We start from the raw sequence: 19,790 nt of genomic DNA, 5'->3' as shown, positions 1-19,790 counted from the left end.
CGTGCCGTACCGGAGAGAAGATGCCCGCCAACCCCACCCTGACGGAGGCCACCGCCCCGGCCGTGCCGGACGAGGCGGTCACTCCGCTGATCCGCGGGATCGCCGTACTGCGGCAGCTGACGGAGGCGGGCGGCACCCTGAGCCTGAGCGCGCTGGAACGCGCCACCGGCCTCGCCCGCTCCACGGTCGACCGCATCACCTCGACCCTCGCGCACATGGGTTACGTCCGCCTGGACGGCCGCGACGCGGTCCTCGCCCCCCGCCTGATGGAGCTCGGCAACGCCTATCTGGCCGCCCTCCGCCTGCCCGCCCTGCTCGGCGCCCGCGCGGACGCCCTCGCCGACGAACTGGACGAGTCGGTGTCCCTCGCGGTCGCCGACGGAGACGGCATCCGCTTCATCCACCAGGCCACCCGCCGCCGCGCGATGTCCCTGAGCTTCCGCATCGGCGACCTGCTGCCCGCCGAACGCACCGCGCCGGGGCCGCTGTTCGCGACGGAATGGACGGCCGAGGACTGGAAGCGCTGGCGGGCACGCCGGGCGGCGGAGCCGCAGAACCACGACTTCCCGGCCGTACCCGCAGCCGAACACCCGCTGCCCGCAGAGGAGTTCACGCGCCGCTCGGCCGAGGCCCGGCGGAACGGATGGACGCTGGACGACCAGTTGATCGAGCCGGGCCTTGTGGCGGTGGCGGTCCCGGTACGCGACCCCCGTACCGGCCGGATCGTGTGCGCGGCGAGCGTCGTCAGCCACACCAGCCGGCACACCGCGGCCGGCCTGCGCGACACCCTGCTGCCCCGGCTGCGCGCGGCGGTGGCGGCGATGGAGGAGGAACTGCGCACGGCGCCCCGCCCGGAGCCCGCCCCGGCCCCCTCGGGGCTCGCGACCTGGACGGGCGCGTCGAAGCAGGAACTGGGCCGGGAGTTCGTGGAGTCGCTGGCGCGCGGCCTGACCGTACTCACCGCGTTCGGCGAGGGCCGGGCGGAGCTCACCCTGACAGAGGTGGCGAAGGCGACCGGCCTGGCCCGGGCCACCGCACGCCGGGCGCTGATCACCTACGAGCACCTGGGCCTGGTCGCCCAGTCCCGCCCCGGCTCCTTCACCCTCACCCCCCGGGTCCTCGGCCTCGGCTACCCCGCCCTGTCCCGCACCTCCCTCCCCCACATCGCCGCCCCGCACCTCGCGGCACTCTCCGAGCGCATCCACGAGTCGACGTCACTCGCCGTGCTGACGGCCGCCGGCGACGAGATCCAGTACACGGCGCGGGTGGCGACGGCGCGGGTGATGAGCGTGAACATCACCGTGGGCACCCGGCTGCCCGCGTACGCCACCTCCATGGGCCGCGTCCTGCTGGCGGACCTCCCGCCCACCGCCCGCACCCCCGGCCCCCTGCACCCGCTCACCTCCCGCACACTCACCGACCCACGGGCCCTGTCCCGCACCCTGCAAGAGGTCCAGGACCAGGACTACGCCCTGGTCGACGAGGAACTCGAGGAGGGCCTGCGCTCCCTGGCGGTACCGGTCCGCGACCGCACGGGCCACGCGGTGGCGGCCCTCAACACAGCGATGCACACATCCCGGCACACCCTCGAGGAATGCATCACCACCCTCGTCCCGGCTCTGCGGGAGACAGCGGACGCGATCGAGGCGGATCTGCATGTGGTGGGGCGGTTCGGAATCGTGGGGGTCAGTTAGCGGGGCGGGGGTACTTCGCGCGGTGCCGGGGGACTGCTCGGGCGCCAACGCTCGAGGCGCTGGGCCACGGGCTGATCGCCGGCCTTCGGGGCACGATGCTGCGCACTGATCGCGGGGACTTCGGCACCCGGGGCACGATGCTGCGGGCTGATCGCGGGGACTTCGGCACCCGGGGCGCGATGCTGCGGGCTAATCGGGGGGACTTCGGCACCCGGGGCGCGGGGCCATGAGCCGGCCGCGGGGCCCTGCGGTGCCCGGCGGGGCGGGGCCGCGGGCGAGTCGCGGGCTGCGTCGCCCCTGCGCGGGCGGCCGTCCGCTGCGGTATTCCGTTACCGGTGCACGGCGGCTGAGCTGCGGGCTTCGCAGGTGACCGTGGCAGATACCGCACGGTCACCCGGCCCACCCGCCTGGCCAACCCCTGATCCGGTACTCTGTGGACCGAGCACCCTGATCCAGGTCAGGGACAGCTGCGCCTTCGTAGCTCAGGGGATAGAGCACCGCTCTCCTAAAGCGGGTGTCGCAGGTTCGAATCCTGCCGGGGGCACCAGCCAAAAGGCCCCGGACCGATCATGGTCCGGGGCCTTTGACATCCAGCTTTGACATCAACGAGCACGGTCACTGACGACCGGGGCGCTTCCTGAGCAGCCGGTCCATGTGGCTCATCGCCTCGCGCTGGGTGTCCTGGACGACGTGCGTGTAGACGTCCATGGTGATGCTGATCTGGGAGTGCCCCAGGATCTCCATCACCACCCGGGGCGCGACCCCAGCCGCCGTCAGGAGCGTCGCTGTGCCGTGCCGGGCATCGTGCAACCGGATCACCCGGAGGCCGGCGGACCGGGCGACGCGGGTGAAGGAGCGGTAGACGTTCCGCGGCTCGACCGGGCGGCCAGTGCGGGTGGTGAAGACGTAATCCGACTCACGCCAGGTCTCCCCCGCTTTCGCCCGAGCCGCAGCCTGCCGCATCCGGTGCCAGCGCAGGGGTGCGATGCACAGCGCGGGCAGCGGGACGGCCCGACGACGACGGCTCTTGGGATCGTCGTCGTAGAGGACGCCCCGACGGCGCTGCGTCTGCTGGCGGACGTAGAGGACGCGGTTCTCCAGGTCGAGGTCCGACCAGCGGAGACCGACGATTTCACCCCGGCGGAGGCCCATGGCGATGGCGAGCACGAAGGCCGCATACAGCGGGTCTTTGCGGGAGGCCGTCAAGAAGTTGAGCGTCTCGTCGAGGGTCCATGGCTTCAACTCACGGTTGTCGGTGCGCGGCGGCTCGACGAGCTTGGCGACGTTGCGCGTGATCAGTTCCTCACGGCATGCGGAGGACAGCGCCGACCGCAGAACGCGGTGCGACTCCTTGGCGGTTGCCGCAGTGGTCTCCTTCTCCAGGCGGACGAGAAAGCGACGCACGTCGGCGACGCCGAGGGATTCGAGCCGCTTGGCCCCGAGCAGCGGCACCATGTAGAGCCGAACATGCGCTTCGTACTTGTCGTAGGTGCTGAGCTTCCGGCGGGGCTTGATGACGTTGTCCAGCCAGTACGGCAACCACTCAGCGAGCCTGGCCGACCGGGTGGGGACAGGCACGCCCTGGTCGACCTTGTCGAGCAGCTCCCGGCGCTTGGCGTCGCACTCGGCCCAGGTCTTGCCGTAGGCGAACTTGCGGGCACGGGTGCCGTCCGGCTGGAGGACGTAGACCGCGCACTGGAAACGGCCGTCCTTGCGCTTGGTGATGGTGCCGGCCCCGTTGGGGTTCCGCTTGCGTTGCTGCGCCATCAGGCAGCCGCCTCCAATTCGTGGGTGATGTACTCGCGGACAGCCCGAGCCGGAATGCGACGGCAGCGGCCGATGGTGATCGAGGGCAGACGACGGGAGCGGATGAGCTCGTAGACCGTGGAGCGGCCGAGCTTGAGCCGCGCCATCACGTCGGGCACCGTCAGCAGTTCGTCGTCATGCATGGGTGGGCTCTCCTTCCGTTCCGGGGGCGGGTTCGAGGGATGCGGCGAGCCAGGCCTCACCAGCGCTCAGGCCGGTCCCGGCGAAGACCCAGTGAGCGAGGACGAGGGTGGTTTCGCCGTCCTGCGGTGCGGGTGGGGTTGCTTGGGCGCGGCGCCATTCGGCGCGGGCGTCGCGGAGGGCGCCGAGGGTGGTGGAGTAGCGGCGGGACTTGGTGGAGAAGTGGCCGCGGAAGCCGAGCATGTGGGCCCAGGCCCGCAGGCGGAGGTCTGCCAGCTCGGGGCGCGCGCCGAGGGTCCAGGCGGTGCGGATCAGGCGTCGGGCGTGGTCGGTGATTCGGGCTCCGGCCAGCTCGGCGAGGAAGCGGATCGGCCGGTCAAGGGTGCCGGTCGCCGTCTCGGCGCCTTTGGTGGCGTACTTGGCGATGTACGCCGCTACGGCCCGTTCGGTCAGCTCCTGGCCGTCGTCGAAGTCGGCGGAGCGGATCGGGCGGACGTCGAGCTGACGGCCGAACGTGAAGCTGTGAGCCCGGCCGTCGACGTTCGGTCCGCTGACGCGTGCGGCGGATGCGGCTGCGCGAATGGCATCGGTCAGCAGCTCGGCCGTTGCCCAGGCCGGAGGAGCGGTGTCGCCGCCCTCGGGGCCGTCGAGGCGGATGACTGCGTGGAAGTGGACGGCGCCGCGCTTCTGGTACTCGGCCACCTTGGCGAAGGAGATCCGGGCGTGGTCGCGGAAGGCGCGCTGGGTGAGTCCGGCGCGCTTGGCGACTTCCCGGCGGAGGTAGATGAAGAAGCGCCGCCACAGGGCCCCGGCCTGAGCGTTCCAGAGCACGGCCGCTTCGTAGTCGTAGGTGTCCGGGTCGAGGGGCGTGCCGAGGTCCTGGTCTGTGTCGTCGTGCCGGGCACCACAGCGGCAGGGCCGTCCGCTGGAAGGTCGGTTGTGGACCGGGCCGAAGCTCGGGGCGGTGAATGTGGCGAACACGCGAGGGTGGACGGCGACCTGTTCGGGCGTGCCCTTGCCGCCGCGCAGTCCGGCGGTGATCAGGTGGTAGGTGTCGCGACGGTAGGTCTCGGCGCAGGCCGCGCAGCGCGTGGCTCGGCGGTTGTTGCAGCGGACGAGGAGCTGACCGGCGGGTAGGGCGGCGGAGTCGAGGTAGTGCAGGACGCTGCCGATCTCGCCGGTCGTGGTGTCGACCGCGTATTCGGTGCGGTGGCCGTCGAGGCGGACGGGGCGGGTGCAGCCGCCCAGCGTGGAGAGTTGGCGGGCCAGCTCGGGCATGGTGCCGAGGGAGGCCAGCATGGAGAGTTCCGCCAGCGGGGGCGGAGTCTGCCGGGTGATGATGGGTCTTCCTTTCGGCTGTTTCGGCGGTTGGGAGGGTCGGCCCCGGGGCGGCGGGATGCTTGGCGGCTTGTTGCCGCCCCGGCGGCCGGTCAGCGCTTGTTCGCGCCGTTGACGAGGGAGCGCAGGACGACGGCGGCGATGGCCACGGACACGGCCGAGACGGCGACGGCCGCCAAAAGCGCCGTGAGGACGACGCCGACGACGACCACGGCGGCGACCGCGCCGACGCCGACCCCGACGAACGGGGCGATCGGGCGGCCGGCGGAGGGGGCCGGGGCGTGGTCCTGCGGGATGTGGGGGGTGATGCTCGGGACGTGCGGGGTGTTGGGCAGCTTGGGGCGGAACATGGCTGGACTCCTTGTCGGTCGGGGTGTCATTCGCGGGTGCCGTTGACGACGTCGACCCCGGAGCGGGTGCCGGACTCGATGGCGGGGGCGAGGAAGGTGTGCGAGAGCCAGAAGCCGAACAGGGCGATCACGACGGCGACCCAGAGGCGGATGCCGAGGAACTTGATGGCGGCCCAGGCGATGACGCCCAGGACGAAGACGAGCGGCAGAGAGACAGTCACAGGGGTCTCCTCAGCGGACGCGGCAGCGGTGGGTGCGGGCGGCCAGCTCGGCGGCGGCGCGGGTGTCGTAGTCGGTGGAGAAGCCGCAGCGCGGTGCCGTGCAGGCGGCGGTGTGCTTCTCGCGGCCTCGGCCGTCGTAGTAGGTGGCGACCTGCACGGGGCCGATGCGGACGACGCGGCGGAAGCGGCGGTTGGCGGGCATCAGAGGGTCTCCTTGTCGGTTTCGCCGGTGAAGTCGGTGACGTGGTCGGCGAGCCAGCGCAAGATCTCGTCGCCCTCGTAGGTGTCGGCGGCAAGGATCACTGGCTCGGCGATCAGCACGGCTTCGGTGAGGCGGTTCTGTCGGGTCAGTTCGGCAGCGCGCTTGAGCGCGCGGAGCGTGGACGGGCGCACGGTGGAAGGTCCTCCGGGGTCAGGTGAGTTGGGCGGCGATCGCTTCGGCGAGCGGCATCGGGACGCCGAGCCGGGCGCGCAGTGTCGAGGTGTCGATGGGTGTTCCGGTCCGGGCGCGGTGTTCGTCGGCGACCTTGCGGGCCATGGCGACGAGGGCGGGCGGCACCGGGAAAGGTGAGGACGGAGCCGACGCGGAGGAGGCGGCAGGGAGTTCGGTCGCTGTGGAGGGCGGTTCGACTTCTGCGGCGGTAGGTTCCGGCACTGCTGCTGCCGAGGGCGGTTCGGATGCCGTTACCGCAGCCTTGGTCGGCTTCGGTGCTCCGTGGGCGAGCAGGGTGCCGCCGAGGAAGGCGACCGCGGGCCAGCCCGCGACGAGGATCCGCAGCCAGGCCGGTACGTCGTCCAGATCGAGCAGTCCGGCGGTGGCGACGTTGGCGCCGAGGGAGGCGGCCAGTGCTACGAGGAACCAGCACCACCCGGCCGCTTTCGCCTCGCCGGAGCGGAGTCGCCGCCAGGCAGCCACCATCAGCAGGTCGACGGAGACCGGGTAGGCCCACGCCTTCCAGCCGTCCTGTCCGGCGGCCAGCGCCAGGTCATGCAGGTGAGCGAAGGACAGCGCGGCGGCGATCAGCGCTTGGACGAGTACGGCGTCCACGCGGATGGGCAGGGCGCGCACGGCTACTCCTTCCAGTTCCAGGCATGGGTGGGGTAGGGACTTGGCGCGGGACGGCCGCGCCGACCGTTGGAGCGGGGTGGGCTACTCGGTGACCGGCTGAGGAGTGGCCACGGGACCGGACTCCTTCACCGGCACGGGGGGTGCGTACGGCCGGAACGCTGCGAGCGCTGGAACGTCCGGAGCGAGGTGCGCCGTGTCGCGGCAGGTGGCCGCAGCGTCGGCGAGGGACACGTACGGAGTACGGATGCGAGACCAGCCGCCGGACGTGTCACCGACGACGGCGAGGCCAGGCAGCTCGGCAGCGATGGCACAGGCGGCCGTAACCGCCTCGGGGGCGATGTCGCCGAGCGCCATCTTGGCGGAGGCTTCGTCGTTCACGCGGTGGCAGACCCGGCCGGTCAGCTGGGCTCGGAGCATGGTGGCGCCCTTGCCCAACTCGGCGCCGAACCGCTGCCCGCAGACCTCAAGGTAGATGCCGGCCGCGCGGCCGAGCTGGGCGAGCCGGATGAGCTGGGTGACCATCTCGTCCCGCCGCTCTTCCTCCTTCTTCGTGGCGACGAGGAAGAGTTCGGCCACTTCGTCGATGAACAGCACAATGGGTGCCGGGCGTTCGTCCTCCGGCAGGCCCCAGACGTCGGAGGTGATCTCCTCGGCCGGAGTGCCGGGCGCGATGCCCTGCCGGGCCTTGATCAGGTCGTATCGGCCCTCCATTTCCTTGACGAGTACGGGCAGCAGTTCGGCCGCCTGCTCCGGGTCGGTGGCCAGGGCGGAGAGCCGGGGGGCGAACGGCGACAGCTCCACACCGCGCTTGCAGTCGATCCCCACGAGCACCACCGGCTGAGCGGCCAGCCCTGCGAGCAGGTTCCGCAGGTACATGGACTTGCCGGACAGCGTGGCGCCGAGCACGAGTTCGTGAGGTACGGCCCGGTAGTCCCGGACGAAGGCGGTTGCGTCCTCCCGCAGGGCCACCGGCACCCGGAGCGGACCGGCGTCGGTCCGGCGGGGCATCCGTACCTTGCGCAGGACGTCGTAGCCGACGAGCCGCAGTTCCACGACTCCGGGCTTGACGTCCCGGACGTACACGGCGTGCACGCCCCACGCGTGCCGCAGCCGTTCGGCCGAGGCTGCCACGTCCGCCGGTTCCTGCCCCGGAGCCAGGCGCAGCCGGAGCCTCAGGCCGGTCGAGGTGGGCCGGATCATGCCCCGACGCGGAGGCACCGGCCGGACCTCACGGCGAGTGGTCGCCTTGACGGCCAGGGCCCGTAACCGGGACGGCTCGACCGTCAGACCGCACGCGTCCATGGTCGAGGAGTACGAGGCCAACAACCGGGCCACCGAGACGGGCAGCCCGACCGTGGACCAGTACGCCGCCGGGTGAGCGTGCCGGGCGTAGGCCGCGCCGCCTATCGCAGCGAGCGACCCGCCCAGCTCGGCCCACGTCACCAGGTCAGCCACGACGATCAGCCCGCCTGGTCCATCGAGAAGGCGCCCGGAGCAACGGCGGTGGCCCGATAGGCGATGCCGTGCCGCTGCTGGCCGTTGAACACGCTCTGCCAGGGTCGGGCGACGAGGCCGGGCAGCGAGACCGGGGCGCCGACGGTCAGGCCGTCCGTCACACCGCTCTCGGGGATGGTGACCTGGATCAGCGACGACTCGCCCTCGTCGATGTAAACGACGCCGACGGTCATCAGTGCCTCACCGCTCACGGCGTCCTTGGCGATCTCGCCGGTCTGCCGGTCGCGCACCTTCGGCGCCGGGGCTTCGGTGAGCAGGATCGTTGCGGTCGAGGCGTCAACGCGGATCACGCGCACAGATTTCTCCTTCTGAGTCGATCAACCTGCCACCTGACAAGTTGACTTAGCAAGTCCGAAGCTAGGGATACCAGGTTGACTTGTCAAGTGCGAACCGAGCGGCAGTTGAGAGGAACTGTCCGCGGATTAGGGTCAGTTCAGGCGGTAGGTGTCTTCGAGCTCCTGCCGGTCGGCAGGCAGCAGCACGTCAGAGACTTGCAGCGCCTGACCGGAAGCGTCGCATGCCACGACCAGCACACTCAGGACGGGAACGCCGTCCGGAAGGTCCAGAAGCTCGGCTTCGGCACGCTCGGGCAGCCGGGCCGAGACCCGTTCCGTCACGTGGTCGAAGCGGACCTTCTTCCGAGCCTCCAGATGCGCACGGGTGCCGCCGCTCAGCGCTTCGGCACTCTCCAGCTCGGTCCCTTCGACCAGGCCGGCCGGGAAGTACGACGAGACCAGCTCAACCGGTTCGCCGTCGTCCGCGACAAGGAAACGGCGCATGAGGATCTTGGCCCGCTTGGGCAGCCCGAGCACGGAGGCGACTCGCGCCGGCACGGGGACGTAGCCAACCTCGACCAGCCGCCCTGGAGCCTGCGACTCGTCGCGCGCGAGCGCTTCACCCCCCCTGCGGTCCTTCTGCTCGACCACGGCCGGGCGGCCACGCACGATGGTTCCGTACCCCTGCCGGGACTCAAGCCAGCCGTCGCGCTTCAGCAGCTCCAGCGCCCGGACGACGGTGGGACGGGACATCCCGAAAGCTTGCACGAGTTGGTTCTCGCTGGGCACGCGGGTGCCGGGCGGGTACGTGCCGTCCTCGATGCGGCGCTGAATGGTCTGAGCGAGGCGAACGTACTTCGGTGCCTCCACGTCATACGCCATGTGTGCCGCCGCCTGTCGAGATTGGCCAAGTCAACTGGTCAACCAGACTAGCGACGATTCCGCCGGCGCAGTACCAGCGGAGGGTATTGCGTTCATGACGGCCAGGCATCGGCCATCTCGAAGGAGACCACTGTTCCGCCGAAGCGACTGGGCCCGTGATGCCAGGAGTCGGCGATGGAGTCGACCAGGAGCAGCCCGCGTCCGTGCGCGTCATTGGCGTCGGGGCGCCGCAGCCGCACGCTCGCCGGAAATCCCGGGTTGTGCACCTCGACGCGGAGTGCAGCACCCTCCCGGAACCACTCCACCCGGACGACCCAGGGGTCGTCGGCGCGACCGTAGGAGATGGCGTTGGTGACCAGTTCCGAGATCATCAGCACGCAGTCGTCGACCGAGCAGCTCGGGTTGTAGGGAGCGATGAACTTCCGGAACCAGCGCCGGGCCCGAGGCACGGACTCCGCGACAGGGTGCAAGGTCATCGCCCCGAGTCGCGGTGAGTCCTCAGAGGGATAGCGGTCGATCTCGTAGTTGGCCATCCGTGCTCACTCCTTGCCGCTGCCGTCGCAGTCGGGGCAGCGCCGCTTCGATGCGGCACGGGTGCGGTCGGCGGCGGTGGCAAGCGCCAGGGTCGTACGCGAGCCGACGCGCTTCCATCCGCGCCCTCGGCAACCCCGGCAAGGTAAGTGCGTGCCCTGATCCGGCCGCCGACTCGTCACACCGTGCCCCCTTCCGATGAAGTGGCCTTAGCCACTTTTTGGATAGTGGCATTAGCCACTTCGCGACGCAAGCGGTTCGCCTCAACTGGCTGGCTGTCCGTCAGGAGAGCGGGTAGCCCTGCTCGAACGCCCAACGCAGCGGCGGATAGGTGGCTTCGGCGAACTCCAGCGGCCGGTCCTGGAGGTCGTAGACGACGTGATGCACGACCAAAACGGCAGACCCGGCGCCGAGTTGTAGGTCAGCCGCCTCCTCGTCCGTCGCCGTCCGGGCACACATGCGATCCTCGGCGTAACTGCCCTGTCGCCCAGTCATGTTCTCGACGTACATCAGGGTGCCCTCCTGGATCCTCTCGGGTTCCAGCAGCTTGGGCGCGCGCTGACCGACATCCGGCGAGAACCACGAGGTGGACAAGGTGATGGGCCCGTCCTGGTTGTTGGTCACCCGCCGACGGTGAACAGCCCGACGGTCCTTCACCAGGCCCAGTGCCTCAGCCACGTAATCCGGCGCCTCCAGCCAGCCGGCCGACGTGATGACCGCGTACTCGCCGGGCGTGTAGATCTTCCCCGTCTGCCGAGCGCGGCCGTACAACTCACGAGCACGCCGGTTCACTTCGAGGCTCCGCACGTACGTGCCCGAACCCTGCCGCTTCTCGACAAGCCCCTGATGACTCAGCGCCTCCAGCGAACGAGCCGCCGTCGGCCTGGACACTCCCCAATCCGCCGCCAGTTGGCGCTCCGAGGGAACCTCATCCCCTGGCCGCAAGTCGCCCCGAAGAATCTGATCGCGGATGTAGTGCGCGATCTGGAGATACTTCGGCTGAGCCTCCTCGATCTTGGGCATGCGCCCTCCTCGTCCAGCGCCGCACCGGCGGCAAAGTGGCTATGGCCTCTAGCCACTATAGGGTGAGTGGTCAATACCGGACCCCGTAGTCTTGGCCCCATGACGCGGTTGATCGTCGCAGCAGGAGGAGGTGGCGACGCAGTCGCCGCCGCAATGCTTGACGCCGCCCTCTACGGCGACGACAACGGCCGGGCGGTGATCCTCACGTACGCCTGGGACCGCCTGCTGATCGACCCGGTACCGGGCCCCCGAGGACCCGAGAACTTCACCGGCCTTGAGCCCATCACCCCAGCCGTATGGAAAGTGCCGGCGCAGGCCCGCCCGATCGCCCCGGCAGGCTCCACGCTCCCCCGGCTCGCGGCAGAGCTCCCGCCCACTTTCGCACTGCTCGATCCAGGACACGGCGCCGAAGGTGTCACACGCCAACTTGAAGAGCTAGTCGGCCACTTGCAGCCTGAGTCGATCGACCTCCTGGACGTGGGCGGCGATGCACTGGCGCAGGGTGACGAGCCGACGCTGAAGAGCCCACTCGCGGACGCCGTCACACTGGCGGCGTGCGCCCAGGTGAACGCGCCCATCCGGCTGCTGATCGCAGGCCCGGGACTGGACGGGGAACTCCCACTCGACGACATGCGCGGCCTGCTCGGCCCGGTTGTCCACACCCTCACAGCCAGGGATGTGGAGCCGGTCAGCTCGGTCCTGGAGTGGCACCCGTCCGAGGCGACCGGGATGCTCGCGGCAACGGCCCGAGGAGTACGGGGCACATGCGAAGTCCGGGATGCAGGACTTCCCATCCCCCTGACCGACGAGGGCCCGACGATCCACGAAGTCGACCTGGACGAGGCCCTGAGCCGCAACCAGCTGGCCCGCACGATCATGACGACGGCCGCCTTGGACGAGGTCGAGGCACTCAGCCGCGAAGTGTGCGGCTTCTCGGAGATCGACTACGAACGCAACAAGGCCCTATGGCTGAAGGAGCAGCGGCCGACGCAGCTCGCCGCCGAATCGCTGCTGCCCCAACTCGACCAGTTCGAGGCGGAGGCACGAAGCCGCGGAGTCACCCACACGACGTTCCGCCGACTCACAGAAGCGCTGAACCTCGACGGCACCCAGCGCGAGGCCCTACGCCAGCTGCTCATCAACAGCAGACCGGAGCAGTACGCCGCCCCGCTGTGGCGCATCACAGCTGCCAGCACCGACCACACAAGCCCGGCACCATGAGTGCGTTCAGCAGCGATCCGGACCTGCACGTGCAGGACGCCACTGGCAACGGCACGGAAGTCGACGTTGCCACCAACCTGCTCAACGGCGACATCCGTCTCTCGATCCTCTGGACGCAAGAGATCCTGTTGACCGCCGACGCAGCCGAGCAAGTGGCCACCGCTCTTCAACGAGCCGCAGCACAGTCCCGCGGCATCACAGCCGCCACAGCAAACCGGTGCGAGACACAGCCGCCGATTGAGTAACAACCTTCCTTACGGGTTCAAGGCCCGCGCACGGCGCGGGCGCGCGCCGCCTCTGCGGCGCGGCCTGCCTCCTGTCTGCGCCCCGGCTGGCCGCGCCCGGCGGCGCGCTCGGCGGCTGCGGGCATGAAGGGGGGAGACACCCTCTGTGGCTGGGGCGGCCGGCTCCGCGGCTTTAGGCAGCCACTTTGGGGCGAGCCTCTAAGATCATGGCCCCAACGTCGTGCTTTACCGGGCAGGTCCACAGACTGCCCGACTCGCCATCAGCTTACGGGGCCATGATCACTCGCCCCAAAGCAGCTCCAGCCCAAAGCCACTCCACCGACCTCGATCCTGGCTATTGGCTGACAGCGGCATCGATTCAGGGCAAGATCCTTGCATGACACCGGCGCAGTAAGCGGCTACCAACGTGCCAGCGAAGCGCTGACCAAGACAAGAATAGAAGGCGAGAATTGCAGTGGCGGATCCCGCACAGTTTGGACACGATCGGCTGGCACACCTGCTTTCAGATCGCCTGTTGAGCGTGCCACGATTTCAGCGAGGGTACTCCTGGGAACCGTCCAATGTAACTGAATTTTTGGATGACCTGAAAATCGCTAGAAGTGAGTCCCAGCCGTACTTTATGGGCACGGTTGTCCTTGCTGATGACGCTGCAGACCCTAGTCGACAGAGCATTGTGGATGGCCAACAACGCCTTACGACCACGGCAATCTTGGTGACAGCGGTACGCGACAGGCTTCGACAGCTAAATAAGCTCGAACCAGCCAACGTGATCGACAAGAATTTTCTTCGCACTTTCGACCTGGAAGAAGAAGACAACGTAACACGGTTGAAGCTTAACGCGGAAGATGTCCGCGTTTATGAGGGAATTCTAGCTGGTGAAGTACCGGCAGACGGCAAACATCCGATCGTTACTTGTTACAGTATATGCCTCTCTCATCTGATGGAAATTGCACCATCCGAGGCTCACTATAGGGACCTAGTCAATGTAGTGACGCACCTGGATAAGAGCGTGCAAGTGCTGCTCGCTGTGGCTTCCGGACTCCCCGAAGCGTATGTGATTTTCGAGACGCTCAACGACAGGGGTGCCGATCTTACCACCGCAGACCTTCTGAAGAATTACTTGTTTAGTCAGTCCAGGGCTTACTTGGACCATGTCGAGCAGCAGTGGTCAGTAATCGCGAGCGCGTTTGACAAACCCGAGGACCTAGTCAAGTTCATCAGGCATGAGCACTCGTCACGCGAAGGGAAAGTGACGACACGCAAGCTCTACAAGGTACTGCAGTCGAGTATCGGAAGGGGGCAGAAGAGGGTTCGTGACTACGTCGGGCGCCTTGAAGACGGACTGCAGCCGTTTACTGCAATCCGAGAACCCGATAGCGAATTCTGGGGCCGAACCGATGTTGACGTAAGGGATTCACTTCTGGCTTTCCGTAGGTTTGGATTCGAATCCAGCATGCCTCTCCTTTTGGCCATTCTTAATAGCTGGGAGATCACACCAGCGGCCAAGATGGTAAATAAAATCGCTGGCTGGTCTGTTCGGGCGTGGTTCGCTGGACGACTCGGTGGCGGAACTGCAGAAGAGGCATTCAGCGACGCTGCCGTGGCAGTTTCTTCCGGACAGTCGAAGACTCAGGATCATGTTTTCGAGTCTTTGGCCAAACTAATCCCCACAGATCAGGAATTTCGTCAAGCTGTAATTTCATCAGGTGCTGTGAGTACAGGGAGGGCTAAATACCTACTCGCACAACTGGAACGTCAGCGCTTGGCTCAACTTGGCGTGAGTGTTGAAGCACAGCCGGACTGGAGTGGTAAGTCGGTATCTGTTGAGCATGTTCTAGCAAGAAGCTCAGCACCAGCCGACTTCTCTTCGTCGGCGGACTATGAGCGCTTCCAGGCTGGCAAGGATAGCTTGAAGAATTACACCCTGCTTGAGCGCACTCTGAATCGAAAGTTGGCAGACAAGTCTTTTACGGAGAAGGCGCTCCAGTATCGACAGTCGAAATTCCTTCTCACGCGTGAGCTTGGGGAGAACACCACCTGGACACTTGCCGATTCCGACGCCCGAGCAGTGGAGCTGTCCAAGCTTGCTGTCGCAGCATGGCCCTACAGATAGGAGGTCATGAGCGTGGCAGGGCTGCTCCATCGGTCGCCGGAGAAGGACTTTCTATAGAGGTCACTCCGTTGGAGTCGCTGCATAACTCATGACACTCAGAGCTGCCCTGGGCGCAAGCCGCGCGCGCAGTCCGCTGTCGGGTAGGGAGGACAGTGGCCGGCGGATTGCCGCTCACGATAGCGGTACGCCGGTCGACAGGTCTGGTGGAGACGGGCCGACCGGCCGGATACGTCGCACACGAGAGACCCTGTGCCCGAACTGTTCCGCTGACACCACCCTGAGTCAAAGGACGGGCCGTCTCTGGGCCGTGCGACGCCACGCGAACCACAACCAACAACGACAGAAGCCGACCCTAGGTTAGCAATAGTCCTCGCCGACCGGTTGTCGATCGCAGCAAAAGCGTGCCTACGCCCGCGCACCACACCTCAACGAAACTGTAGGCAAGAGACAGTAGTCACCATTGCATATACCATCACAGCCATAGAATCAGGGCAGCGATAAGTAGAAGCAGCAAGAATGGGACGGCTATCGCCTTCCGTAGCTCTCGCTCCCCCTTGCCGGGAAACATCGGGTCGTCACCTTCGTCGGTGAACCTTGTGGGTCCGCTGGCCGTGCTTGTCAGGATGTCACCGGCTTCCCTAACGATCGCAGCCGCAGACTTCACGTCGCCGGAGTCCTTCAACATCGCATCCAACTTAGAAAGCATATCAGGCGAAGCGACTGCAAGGCGCCGCACTTGCCGTTTGGTCTCCTCGTCGATTGCCTCGTTCTTGATGATCGTCTGATAGACGCTTCCATTATTCGTTTGGATATACTGGTCAATTGCGGGAATCTCCGTCACTGCCACCCCCTGCGCACTCCGTATTGCTTACAATCGACGGCGCGCTATCCCAGGTGAAGCTAAATGAGGACTCACAGCCACCCTTAGATCGTGACTGGCCGAGGGGGCCCGCAAGAATAAGCGCCACCAGAACGGCCGCAACGGCTGAAACGGTGGCCACACCGATTCTCGCGAACGGGTTAAGCGCCTGACCTACCGTCTTGATAAGAGTAGGCCACTTGTGCGTGACCCACAGGACAAAAACGACGCCAACAATAGCGAAGACGAGTAAGCGATCGCGTACGAACTCAGCAACGTACTCATCCGATGAGAGTTGCACTGTGTACTCGACAAGCTCAACGGCTTCGGGGAGCGCATTAGGGAAATAATACCGAATCAGCTGGACACCGAATAGGACCAGCAATATCGCCAGGATGACGCGAAGAACCGCGTAGATCGTGTCAAGCAATCCCGACGGTATGCCTGTCGGAAGTCTCACCGCTTACCGTCTCGGTAGTTCGTCTGCGAAACCGTTCCATTGTTAGTCTGAATATATTGCCCAGCATTGATGGACGCGTCCCGGTGGGGAATTTCGTTCGCTAGGGGCGTCGTCGGCGTCGGGCTGCCCGATCCGTCATTACTGGTCGAGTCTGGCCGGGTCGTCGCGGGGTCACCGGCCGAGCGCGATCGCGTCCACCGCACAGTGATGACAGCAGCTCCGAGCGCGAACACTCCACCAACGATGGCTGCAATGATCTCGGTCATGATGCCTTCCCCCTGAAAGTGCTCGAACTGATCAGCAAAGACCGCTGAGGAGCAGCAGCTGTCGAACGCCACCGATGGTCAACGACCGACGCGACCCCCGGAGGCATCCATGAGATGTCTGCGGTAGCAGTCCCGACACCCCCTGGGTCAACAACCGCCCTCCCCGCTCTGAGTTTGACACATTGCAAGCGAGCCAGTTATAGGATCCCGTCGAGTACGTGTCGAAGTGGCCGGATCTTGTGTCACGGCCTCCGAAAACGAGCAGGTCAGCGGCGGTCCTCGGCGCCCTGCCCCAGCGCCTACTAAAGGTTGTCCCGCAACTCGGGCCCGGTCTTGGCGCGGGCAAAGTGTCCGCTTCTGCGCCCTTCGCCCTCGTGTGACAAGTCGACTCGAATCATCCCGAGTCGGCGCCGTGGATGGCCGTGCGGTCGCCCTCAATGGGATTGCGGGACAACCTTTAAGCACTTCGGCGTTCGGAACGTGCCACATCGTGCGGTCAACCACGGTCAACTACGGCTCGCCGTAGCTGAGACGCGCTGTTCACCTGGACTGCCGCTACCGCCGCAGTGACCCGGGCACCCCCGGTGCTGATCACGTCCGCCCTTACAAGGTTGCGGTATCCGATCCGCAACCGCGGCCCATGAAGTCAGCCAGTAGCCTGCGGCCATCACTCCGCCGACCTTGGAGGCTCTGTGGCCCATGCTGCTCTCACCGAACCGGATCGGCTGTGGTCGGCGCAGGAGGTCATGGCGCGTCCCAGCCCAGTGCCGGCGGCGGCCGGGGTCTACGGGTGGCACTTCGACAAGGCTCCCTGCGCAGACCTTGCTGACGGGCGCCTGCTCTACGTTGGTATAGCCCCGAGACACATGGCGAACCGGACGAGCACACAGAACCTGCGCAAGCGCGTGCGGTATCACTACCGAGGCAATGCAGCCGGATCAACGCTTCGCCTCACCCTTGGTTGCCTGCTCGGGCTTGAGTTGCGCCGCGTAGGCAGCGGGAAGCGCATGACCTTCGGCAAGGCAGGGGAAGCCGCCCTCAGTCAGTGGATGGCGGAGAGCGCCCGAGTGTGCTGGATCGAGCATGACGAACCGTGGACCATGGAGTCGGAGCTCATCTCTCAACTCGACCTGCCTCTGAACCTCGACCAGAACCGTCACAACCCGTTCCACGGCCGCCTCAAGGAATTGAGATCCCAAGCCCGCCAGCGAGCAAGGGAGTTGGAAATCAGCGCATAGCCCGTGGGGCTGACATCACCAACTGACATCAACGGCGGCGAACGACGGTGCACCGAAGCGGCTACAACCGGATCGGCGAGCGGCCAGCAGGCCCCGTTCCGGCACGCCGCGCCGCGCTGCGATCGAACTCCTAAAGCGGGTGTCGAGGACCGACGTCATTCCTCGCGGTACTGAGCGAACACCTGCTGTTGCTCGTCCCGCCAGCTCCAGTTAGCCGGCCGGGAGAAGGGCAAGCTTCGGGCAAGGCCGGAGAACTGGTCGGATGGCTCCCGGCTGGCCTTGTTCACCACGATCGCCGAGAGCATCGCTGCTCGTCCGTCTTCGTTGCGGTGGAGGCAGACATCCTTGAGCAGGTAGGTCATGACTCCGCGGTGAGGCGGGATGGAGTCGAAGCCCTGCGCCGCCAACTCGGCGCTCAGCTCCCCGTACGTGATGGTCTGTCCCTGCCGGGCCCGCTTCCGCAGGATCTCCACGGCCGCTTCGACCGCTGCCGGGTACTCCGGATCCTTGATCCTCACTGTCCCTCCCCCACCGCGTGGACGCTGCTCAGCCTGCGCATCGTACCGGCCAGGCACCGCCCCGTACTCCTAGAAGCGGGCGAAGAGGTCGTGCCAGAACCGTGCCAGATCGTGCAGGGAACCACGGGGAATGACGGGGACCAGGGCGCCAGCCAGTCAGGCCCCAGGGGCAGTCCGCCGCAGGCCGACGCAGCAACTGCCGACAGAAGACCCAAGCTTCCCAAGCTGAGAGCGCGAGTTCGATTCTCGTCACCCGCTCCACGCGAAACCCCCAGGTCATCGACCCGGGGGTTCTTTGTTGTCTAGACCGGTGGGCGGCTGGCGCACCACAACCGCACCATTAGCTCCCGGCTAGCTTCCGGTGGACTCCTCGTCGCGGTGCGCTGGGTTGTCCTTAACGCCATGCCTAAGCCCGGAGATCGAACGTGCAGACCGGCACGCTCAGGTGCGACGGTGCGCGGCCCTCAGCCGGTCAAGCAACGGTTCCGTCCGGCTGGCGACCCCGGGTCGGCCTGAACCAGACGTACAGGGTGCGGGCGAAGCACAGGATGGCGAGGGGGAAAGCGATGCTGTAGATGCGGATTCTGTTGTCGTGAGACTCCTTTTCCTTCTCCTGCATCTCCTCGTAGGTGCCGCCGCCGTCGTTTCCGCTGTAGTCGGCACACCTCTGGCCAGGGGTCATCGTCTCGCCGCCGCAGTCCGGCGCCGCGTTCGGGTCGAATCCCAGATTCAAGACGAGGGATACGATTGCGAATATCAGAGCCCCGATCCCTATCAGCGCCGGAAGGCAACCGGGTACGTACTGACCACCCGACTCACCTCGCTCTGGCTGTCTCCCCGGTACACCGTTCTGTGGTGCCGTCATGTCGCTCCCCCATCATTGCGCGCGGACTTGTCCGTCTCATCCGCAGTCGGCACGCGTCCTCAACGACCGGCGTCTCTCGGCCTGAAGCACGTTTTTTACCATGGGGGACGACGGCGCATGATGTGTTCTCGTCACGTCGGCCCCTCGGCTTGAGATCCTGGTCCGCAACCGAGGCCGCTTGTTTCGGAGGTGGAGTGATGGCGGGGACCTGGGCCGGAGTGCGGGAGCGCGTGCTCGCCCTGCGGAAGGCTCCGCGCTGGAGGGCAGTGTTCGGTGCCGACTTCCAGGGCCACGGCCACAACTTCGAGCTGCTGCCCGTCCTGACCGAGGAGCAGCTGCGGGCGGTGGAGCGGCGGCTCGGAACCGAACTCCCCGAGGAATACCGCACGTTCCTCCTGGAGGTGGGGGCCGGCGGTACGGGCCCCGACTACGGGCTCTTCCCGATGAAGCCGGTCGGGCCCGGCGCCCGGCCGGCCACCGGCCGCTGCGCGCTGCCCTTCCGCCCCGAGCTCACGGCCCAGCTCGACGAGCACGAGTGCGCAGAGCCCCAGCGGGCCGACCACCCGGACGACGGTGCCTTCGCCGCCGTGTACGCGCCCTGGGAGGCTCGCCACGAGGAGCTGTACGACGCGCTCACCGAGGGCACACTCTGCATCAGCTCCCAGGGCTGCGCGTACTACTCGCTCCTCGTGGTCACGGGCCCCCAGCGCGGCACCATGTGGGACGACGTACGAGCCGTCGGCGAAGGCGTGGTGCCGGTCGAACGGGGCGGCAAAACGCGGCACGTGTCGTTCGCGGAGTGGTATCTGGACTGGCTCGACGACGCGGAGTGCCGCGCCTGGGACAAGACGGTCGACCCCCCGTCCCGCCCGCAGTTCATCTCCGACCAGTGACTGTCCGGCGAGTCATGGCCACACGACCCCCGAGACGGCTCGACCATCCGCCGGGCCGTCTCAGTTCCCGTCTCGTTCAGGCCCGTTCACCTCGTTCAGATGAGACCCGGAGCCGTCCCCGCGGCGGTGGCCAACCGCCCATGAACGCAGGTGAACGGCCCCGTACAACGCTCTGAGGGGCCTCGTGTTCTTCGGACAGGGATCTGACTGTCTATTTCACGCGACGGCTCGCAACTTCACATGTTCGGCGTGGACTTCTCGGGGAGG

At 67.0% G+C, this 19,790-nt stretch carries 22 protein-coding genes and 1 tRNA gene; 7 read left to right on the top strand and 16 right to left on the bottom strand.

The annotated features are described in order from the left end of the window. Positions 1–20: 20 nt before the first annotated feature. Both ACIHCM_RS34060 and ACIHCM_RS34055 read left to right on the top strand, forming a co-directional pair. Positions 21–1,694 (top strand): IclR family transcriptional regulator C-terminal domain-containing protein, encoded by a 1,674-nt coding sequence (locus tag ACIHCM_RS34060; protein WP_399904719.1) that lies wholly within the window; start codon positions 21–23, stop codon positions 1,692–1,694. Between the two features lie 471 nt (positions 1,695–2,165). Then, positions 2,166–2,241: transfer RNA gene (locus tag ACIHCM_RS34055), tRNA-Arg, on the top strand. Positions 2,242–2,309: 68 nt separating this feature from the next. On the opposite strand, the gene ACIHCM_RS34050 is transcribed toward ACIHCM_RS34055, so the two are convergent. The 13 genes from ACIHCM_RS34050 to ACIHCM_RS33990 all read right to left on the bottom strand — a co-directional run bounded on the left by ACIHCM_RS34050 (position 2,310) and on the right by ACIHCM_RS33990 (position 10,845). Beyond that, a complete protein-coding gene (locus tag ACIHCM_RS34050; RefSeq protein WP_399904716.1) occupies positions 2,310–3,461 on the bottom strand; it encodes a tyrosine-type recombinase/integrase in 1,152 nt (383 codons plus the stop codon). Beyond that, a complete protein-coding gene (locus tag ACIHCM_RS34045) occupies positions 3,461–3,643 on the bottom strand; it encodes a helix-turn-helix domain-containing protein (protein WP_399904713.1) in 183 nt (60 codons plus the stop codon). The genes ACIHCM_RS34050 and ACIHCM_RS34045 overlap by 1 nt, the downstream gene beginning before the upstream one ends. After that, a complete protein-coding gene (locus tag ACIHCM_RS34040; protein ID WP_399904710.1) occupies positions 3,636–4,940 on the bottom strand; it encodes a replication initiator in 1,305 nt (434 codons plus the stop codon). The genes ACIHCM_RS34045 and ACIHCM_RS34040 overlap by 8 nt, the downstream gene beginning before the upstream one ends. Positions 4,941–5,071: 131 nt before the next feature. Then, on the bottom strand, positions 5,072–5,329 hold the full coding sequence (locus tag ACIHCM_RS34035; protein ID WP_399904707.1) for a SpdD protein: 258 nt from the start codon (positions 5,327–5,329) through the stop codon (positions 5,072–5,074). A 26-nt stretch (positions 5,330–5,355) separates the two neighbouring features. Beyond that, on the bottom strand, positions 5,356–5,550 hold the full coding sequence (locus ACIHCM_RS34030; RefSeq protein WP_351223068.1) for a hypothetical protein: 195 nt from the start codon (positions 5,548–5,550) through the stop codon (positions 5,356–5,358). Between the two features lie 10 nt (positions 5,551–5,560). Continuing rightward, on the bottom strand, positions 5,561–5,752 hold the full coding sequence (locus tag ACIHCM_RS34025) for a mobile element transfer protein (RefSeq protein WP_196461279.1): 192 nt from the start codon (positions 5,750–5,752) through the stop codon (positions 5,561–5,563). Continuing rightward, positions 5,752–5,943, bottom strand: a complete 192-nt coding sequence (locus ACIHCM_RS34020; RefSeq protein ID WP_399904702.1) for a hypothetical protein — start codon at positions 5,941–5,943, stop codon at positions 5,752–5,754. Before ACIHCM_RS34020 ends, ACIHCM_RS34025 begins: the two co-directional genes overlap by 1 nt. A 19-nt stretch (positions 5,944–5,962) precedes the next feature. Continuing rightward, entirely contained in the window at positions 5,963–6,619 is a 657-nt protein-coding gene (locus ACIHCM_RS34015) for a DUF2637 domain-containing protein (protein ID WP_399904699.1), read from the bottom strand. Between the two features lie 81 nt (positions 6,620–6,700). Continuing rightward, positions 6,701–8,074 carry an FtsK/SpoIIIE domain-containing protein gene (locus ACIHCM_RS34010; protein ID WP_399904696.1) on the bottom strand — a complete coding sequence of 458 codons (1,374 nt, stop codon included), beginning with the start codon at positions 8,072–8,074 and terminating at the stop codon, positions 6,701–6,703. Positions 8,075–8,079: 5 nt separating this feature from the next. Then, positions 8,080–8,430 (bottom strand): hypothetical protein, encoded by a 351-nt coding sequence (locus ACIHCM_RS34005; protein ID WP_218516142.1) that lies wholly within the window; start codon positions 8,428–8,430, stop codon positions 8,080–8,082. A gap of 132 nt (positions 8,431–8,562) precedes the next feature. Then, on the bottom strand, positions 8,563–9,291 hold the full coding sequence (locus ACIHCM_RS34000; protein WP_399904692.1) for a GntR family transcriptional regulator: 729 nt from the start codon (positions 9,289–9,291) through the stop codon (positions 8,563–8,565). A gap of 92 nt (positions 9,292–9,383) precedes the next feature. Next, positions 9,384–9,824 (bottom strand): ATP-binding protein, encoded by a 441-nt coding sequence (locus ACIHCM_RS33995; protein ID WP_399904689.1) that lies wholly within the window; start codon positions 9,822–9,824, stop codon positions 9,384–9,386. A gap of 280 nt (positions 9,825–10,104) precedes the next feature. Further along, on the bottom strand, positions 10,105–10,845 hold the full coding sequence (locus ACIHCM_RS33990; protein ID WP_399904686.1) for a GntR family transcriptional regulator: 741 nt from the start codon (positions 10,843–10,845) through the stop codon (positions 10,105–10,107). Between the two features lie 99 nt (positions 10,846–10,944). Between ACIHCM_RS33990 and ACIHCM_RS33985 the strand changes: the two genes are divergently transcribed. The 3 genes from ACIHCM_RS33985 to ACIHCM_RS33975 all read left to right on the top strand — a co-directional run bounded on the left by ACIHCM_RS33985 (position 10,945) and on the right by ACIHCM_RS33975 (position 14,424). Further along, entirely contained in the window at positions 10,945–12,066 is a 1,122-nt protein-coding gene (locus ACIHCM_RS33985; RefSeq protein ID WP_399904683.1) for a DUF1152 domain-containing protein, read from the top strand. Further along, positions 12,063–12,311 carry a hypothetical protein gene (locus ACIHCM_RS33980; RefSeq protein ID WP_399904680.1) on the top strand — a complete coding sequence of 83 codons (249 nt, stop codon included), beginning with the start codon at positions 12,063–12,065 and terminating at the stop codon, positions 12,309–12,311. Before ACIHCM_RS33985 ends, ACIHCM_RS33980 begins: the two co-directional genes overlap by 4 nt. A 454-nt stretch (positions 12,312–12,765) precedes the next feature. Next, positions 12,766–14,424: a DUF262 domain-containing protein gene (locus tag ACIHCM_RS33975; RefSeq protein WP_399904677.1), complete on the top strand. Its 1,659-nt coding sequence runs from the start codon at positions 12,766–12,768 to the stop codon at positions 14,422–14,424. A 472-nt stretch (positions 14,425–14,896) separates the two neighbouring features. On the opposite strand, the gene ACIHCM_RS33970 is transcribed toward ACIHCM_RS33975, so the two are convergent. Continuing rightward, complete coding sequence (locus tag ACIHCM_RS33970; RefSeq protein WP_399904674.1) at positions 14,897–15,271, bottom strand: hypothetical protein; 375 nt, start codon at positions 15,269–15,271, stop codon at positions 14,897–14,899. A gap of 1,604 nt (positions 15,272–16,875) precedes the next feature. On the opposite strand from ACIHCM_RS33970, the gene ACIHCM_RS33965 reads away from it, so the two are divergent. Continuing rightward, entirely contained in the window at positions 16,876–17,247 is a 372-nt protein-coding gene (locus tag ACIHCM_RS33965) for a GIY-YIG nuclease family protein (RefSeq protein WP_399904671.1), read from the top strand. 155 nt (positions 17,248–17,402) lie between these two features. Here the strand turns inward: ACIHCM_RS33965 and ACIHCM_RS33960 are convergent, their stop codons facing one another. Both ACIHCM_RS33960 and ACIHCM_RS33955 read right to left on the bottom strand, forming a co-directional pair. After that, positions 17,403–17,765, bottom strand: a complete 363-nt coding sequence (locus tag ACIHCM_RS33960) for a hypothetical protein (RefSeq protein WP_399904668.1) — start codon at positions 17,763–17,765, stop codon at positions 17,403–17,405. Positions 17,766–18,237: 472 nt separating this feature from the next. Then, positions 18,238–18,630, bottom strand: a complete 393-nt coding sequence (locus ACIHCM_RS33955) for a hypothetical protein (RefSeq protein ID WP_399904665.1) — start codon at positions 18,628–18,630, stop codon at positions 18,238–18,240. Positions 18,631–18,827: 197 nt separating this feature from the next. Between ACIHCM_RS33955 and ACIHCM_RS33950 the strand changes: the two genes are divergently transcribed. Next, complete coding sequence (locus tag ACIHCM_RS33950; RefSeq protein WP_399904662.1) at positions 18,828–19,523, top strand: SMI1/KNR4 family protein; 696 nt, start codon at positions 18,828–18,830, stop codon at positions 19,521–19,523. Positions 19,524–19,790 lie beyond the last annotated feature (267 nt).

Origin of the sequence: Streptomyces sp. NPDC052023 (assembly GCF_044548465.1) — a bacterium.
Taxonomy (GTDB): domain Bacteria; phylum Actinomycetota; class Actinomycetes; order Streptomycetales; family Streptomycetaceae; genus Streptomyces.
Note: the sequence above shows the minus strand (reverse complement) of the source record. Positions and strands in the feature narration are given on the sequence as shown.

Coding starts and splice junctions, on each gene's coding strand:
- ACIHCM_RS34060 (WP_399904719.1), top strand. CDS start 21: ATGCCCGCCAACCCCACCCTGACGGAGGCCACCGCCCCGGCCGTGCCG.
- ACIHCM_RS33950 (WP_399904662.1), top strand. CDS start 18,828: ATGGCGGGGACCTGGGCCGGAGTGCGGGAGCGCGTGCTCGCCCTGCGG.
- ACIHCM_RS33980 (WP_399904680.1), top strand. CDS start 12,063: ATGAGTGCGTTCAGCAGCGATCCGGACCTGCACGTGCAGGACGCCACT.
- ACIHCM_RS34050 (WP_399904716.1), bottom strand. CDS start 3,461: ATGGCGCAGCAACGCAAGCGGAACCCCAACGGGGCCGGCACCATCACC.
- ACIHCM_RS34000 (WP_399904692.1), bottom strand. CDS start 9,291: ATGGCGTATGACGTGGAGGCACCGAAGTACGTTCGCCTCGCTCAGACC.
- ACIHCM_RS33990 (WP_399904686.1), bottom strand. CDS start 10,845: ATGCCCAAGATCGAGGAGGCTCAGCCGAAGTATCTCCAGATCGCGCAC.
- ACIHCM_RS34040 (WP_399904710.1), bottom strand. CDS start 4,940: ATGCTGGCCTCCCTCGGCACCATGCCCGAGCTGGCCCGCCAACTCTCC.
- ACIHCM_RS33965 (WP_399904671.1), top strand. CDS start 16,876: ATGGCGAACCGGACGAGCACACAGAACCTGCGCAAGCGCGTGCGGTAT.
- ACIHCM_RS33995 (WP_399904689.1), bottom strand. CDS start 9,824: ATGGCCAACTACGAGATCGACCGCTATCCCTCTGAGGACTCACCGCGA.
- ACIHCM_RS34035 (WP_399904707.1), bottom strand. CDS start 5,329: ATGTTCCGCCCCAAGCTGCCCAACACCCCGCACGTCCCGAGCATCACC.
- ACIHCM_RS33955 (WP_399904665.1), bottom strand. CDS start 18,630: ATGACGGCACCACAGAACGGTGTACCGGGGAGACAGCCAGAGCGAGGT.
- ACIHCM_RS34025 (WP_196461279.1), bottom strand. CDS start 5,752: ATGCCCGCCAACCGCCGCTTCCGCCGCGTCGTCCGCATCGGCCCCGTG.
- ACIHCM_RS34045 (WP_399904713.1), bottom strand. CDS start 3,643: ATGCATGACGACGAACTGCTGACGGTGCCCGACGTGATGGCGCGGCTC.
- ACIHCM_RS33985 (WP_399904683.1), top strand. CDS start 10,945: ATGACGCGGTTGATCGTCGCAGCAGGAGGAGGTGGCGACGCAGTCGCC.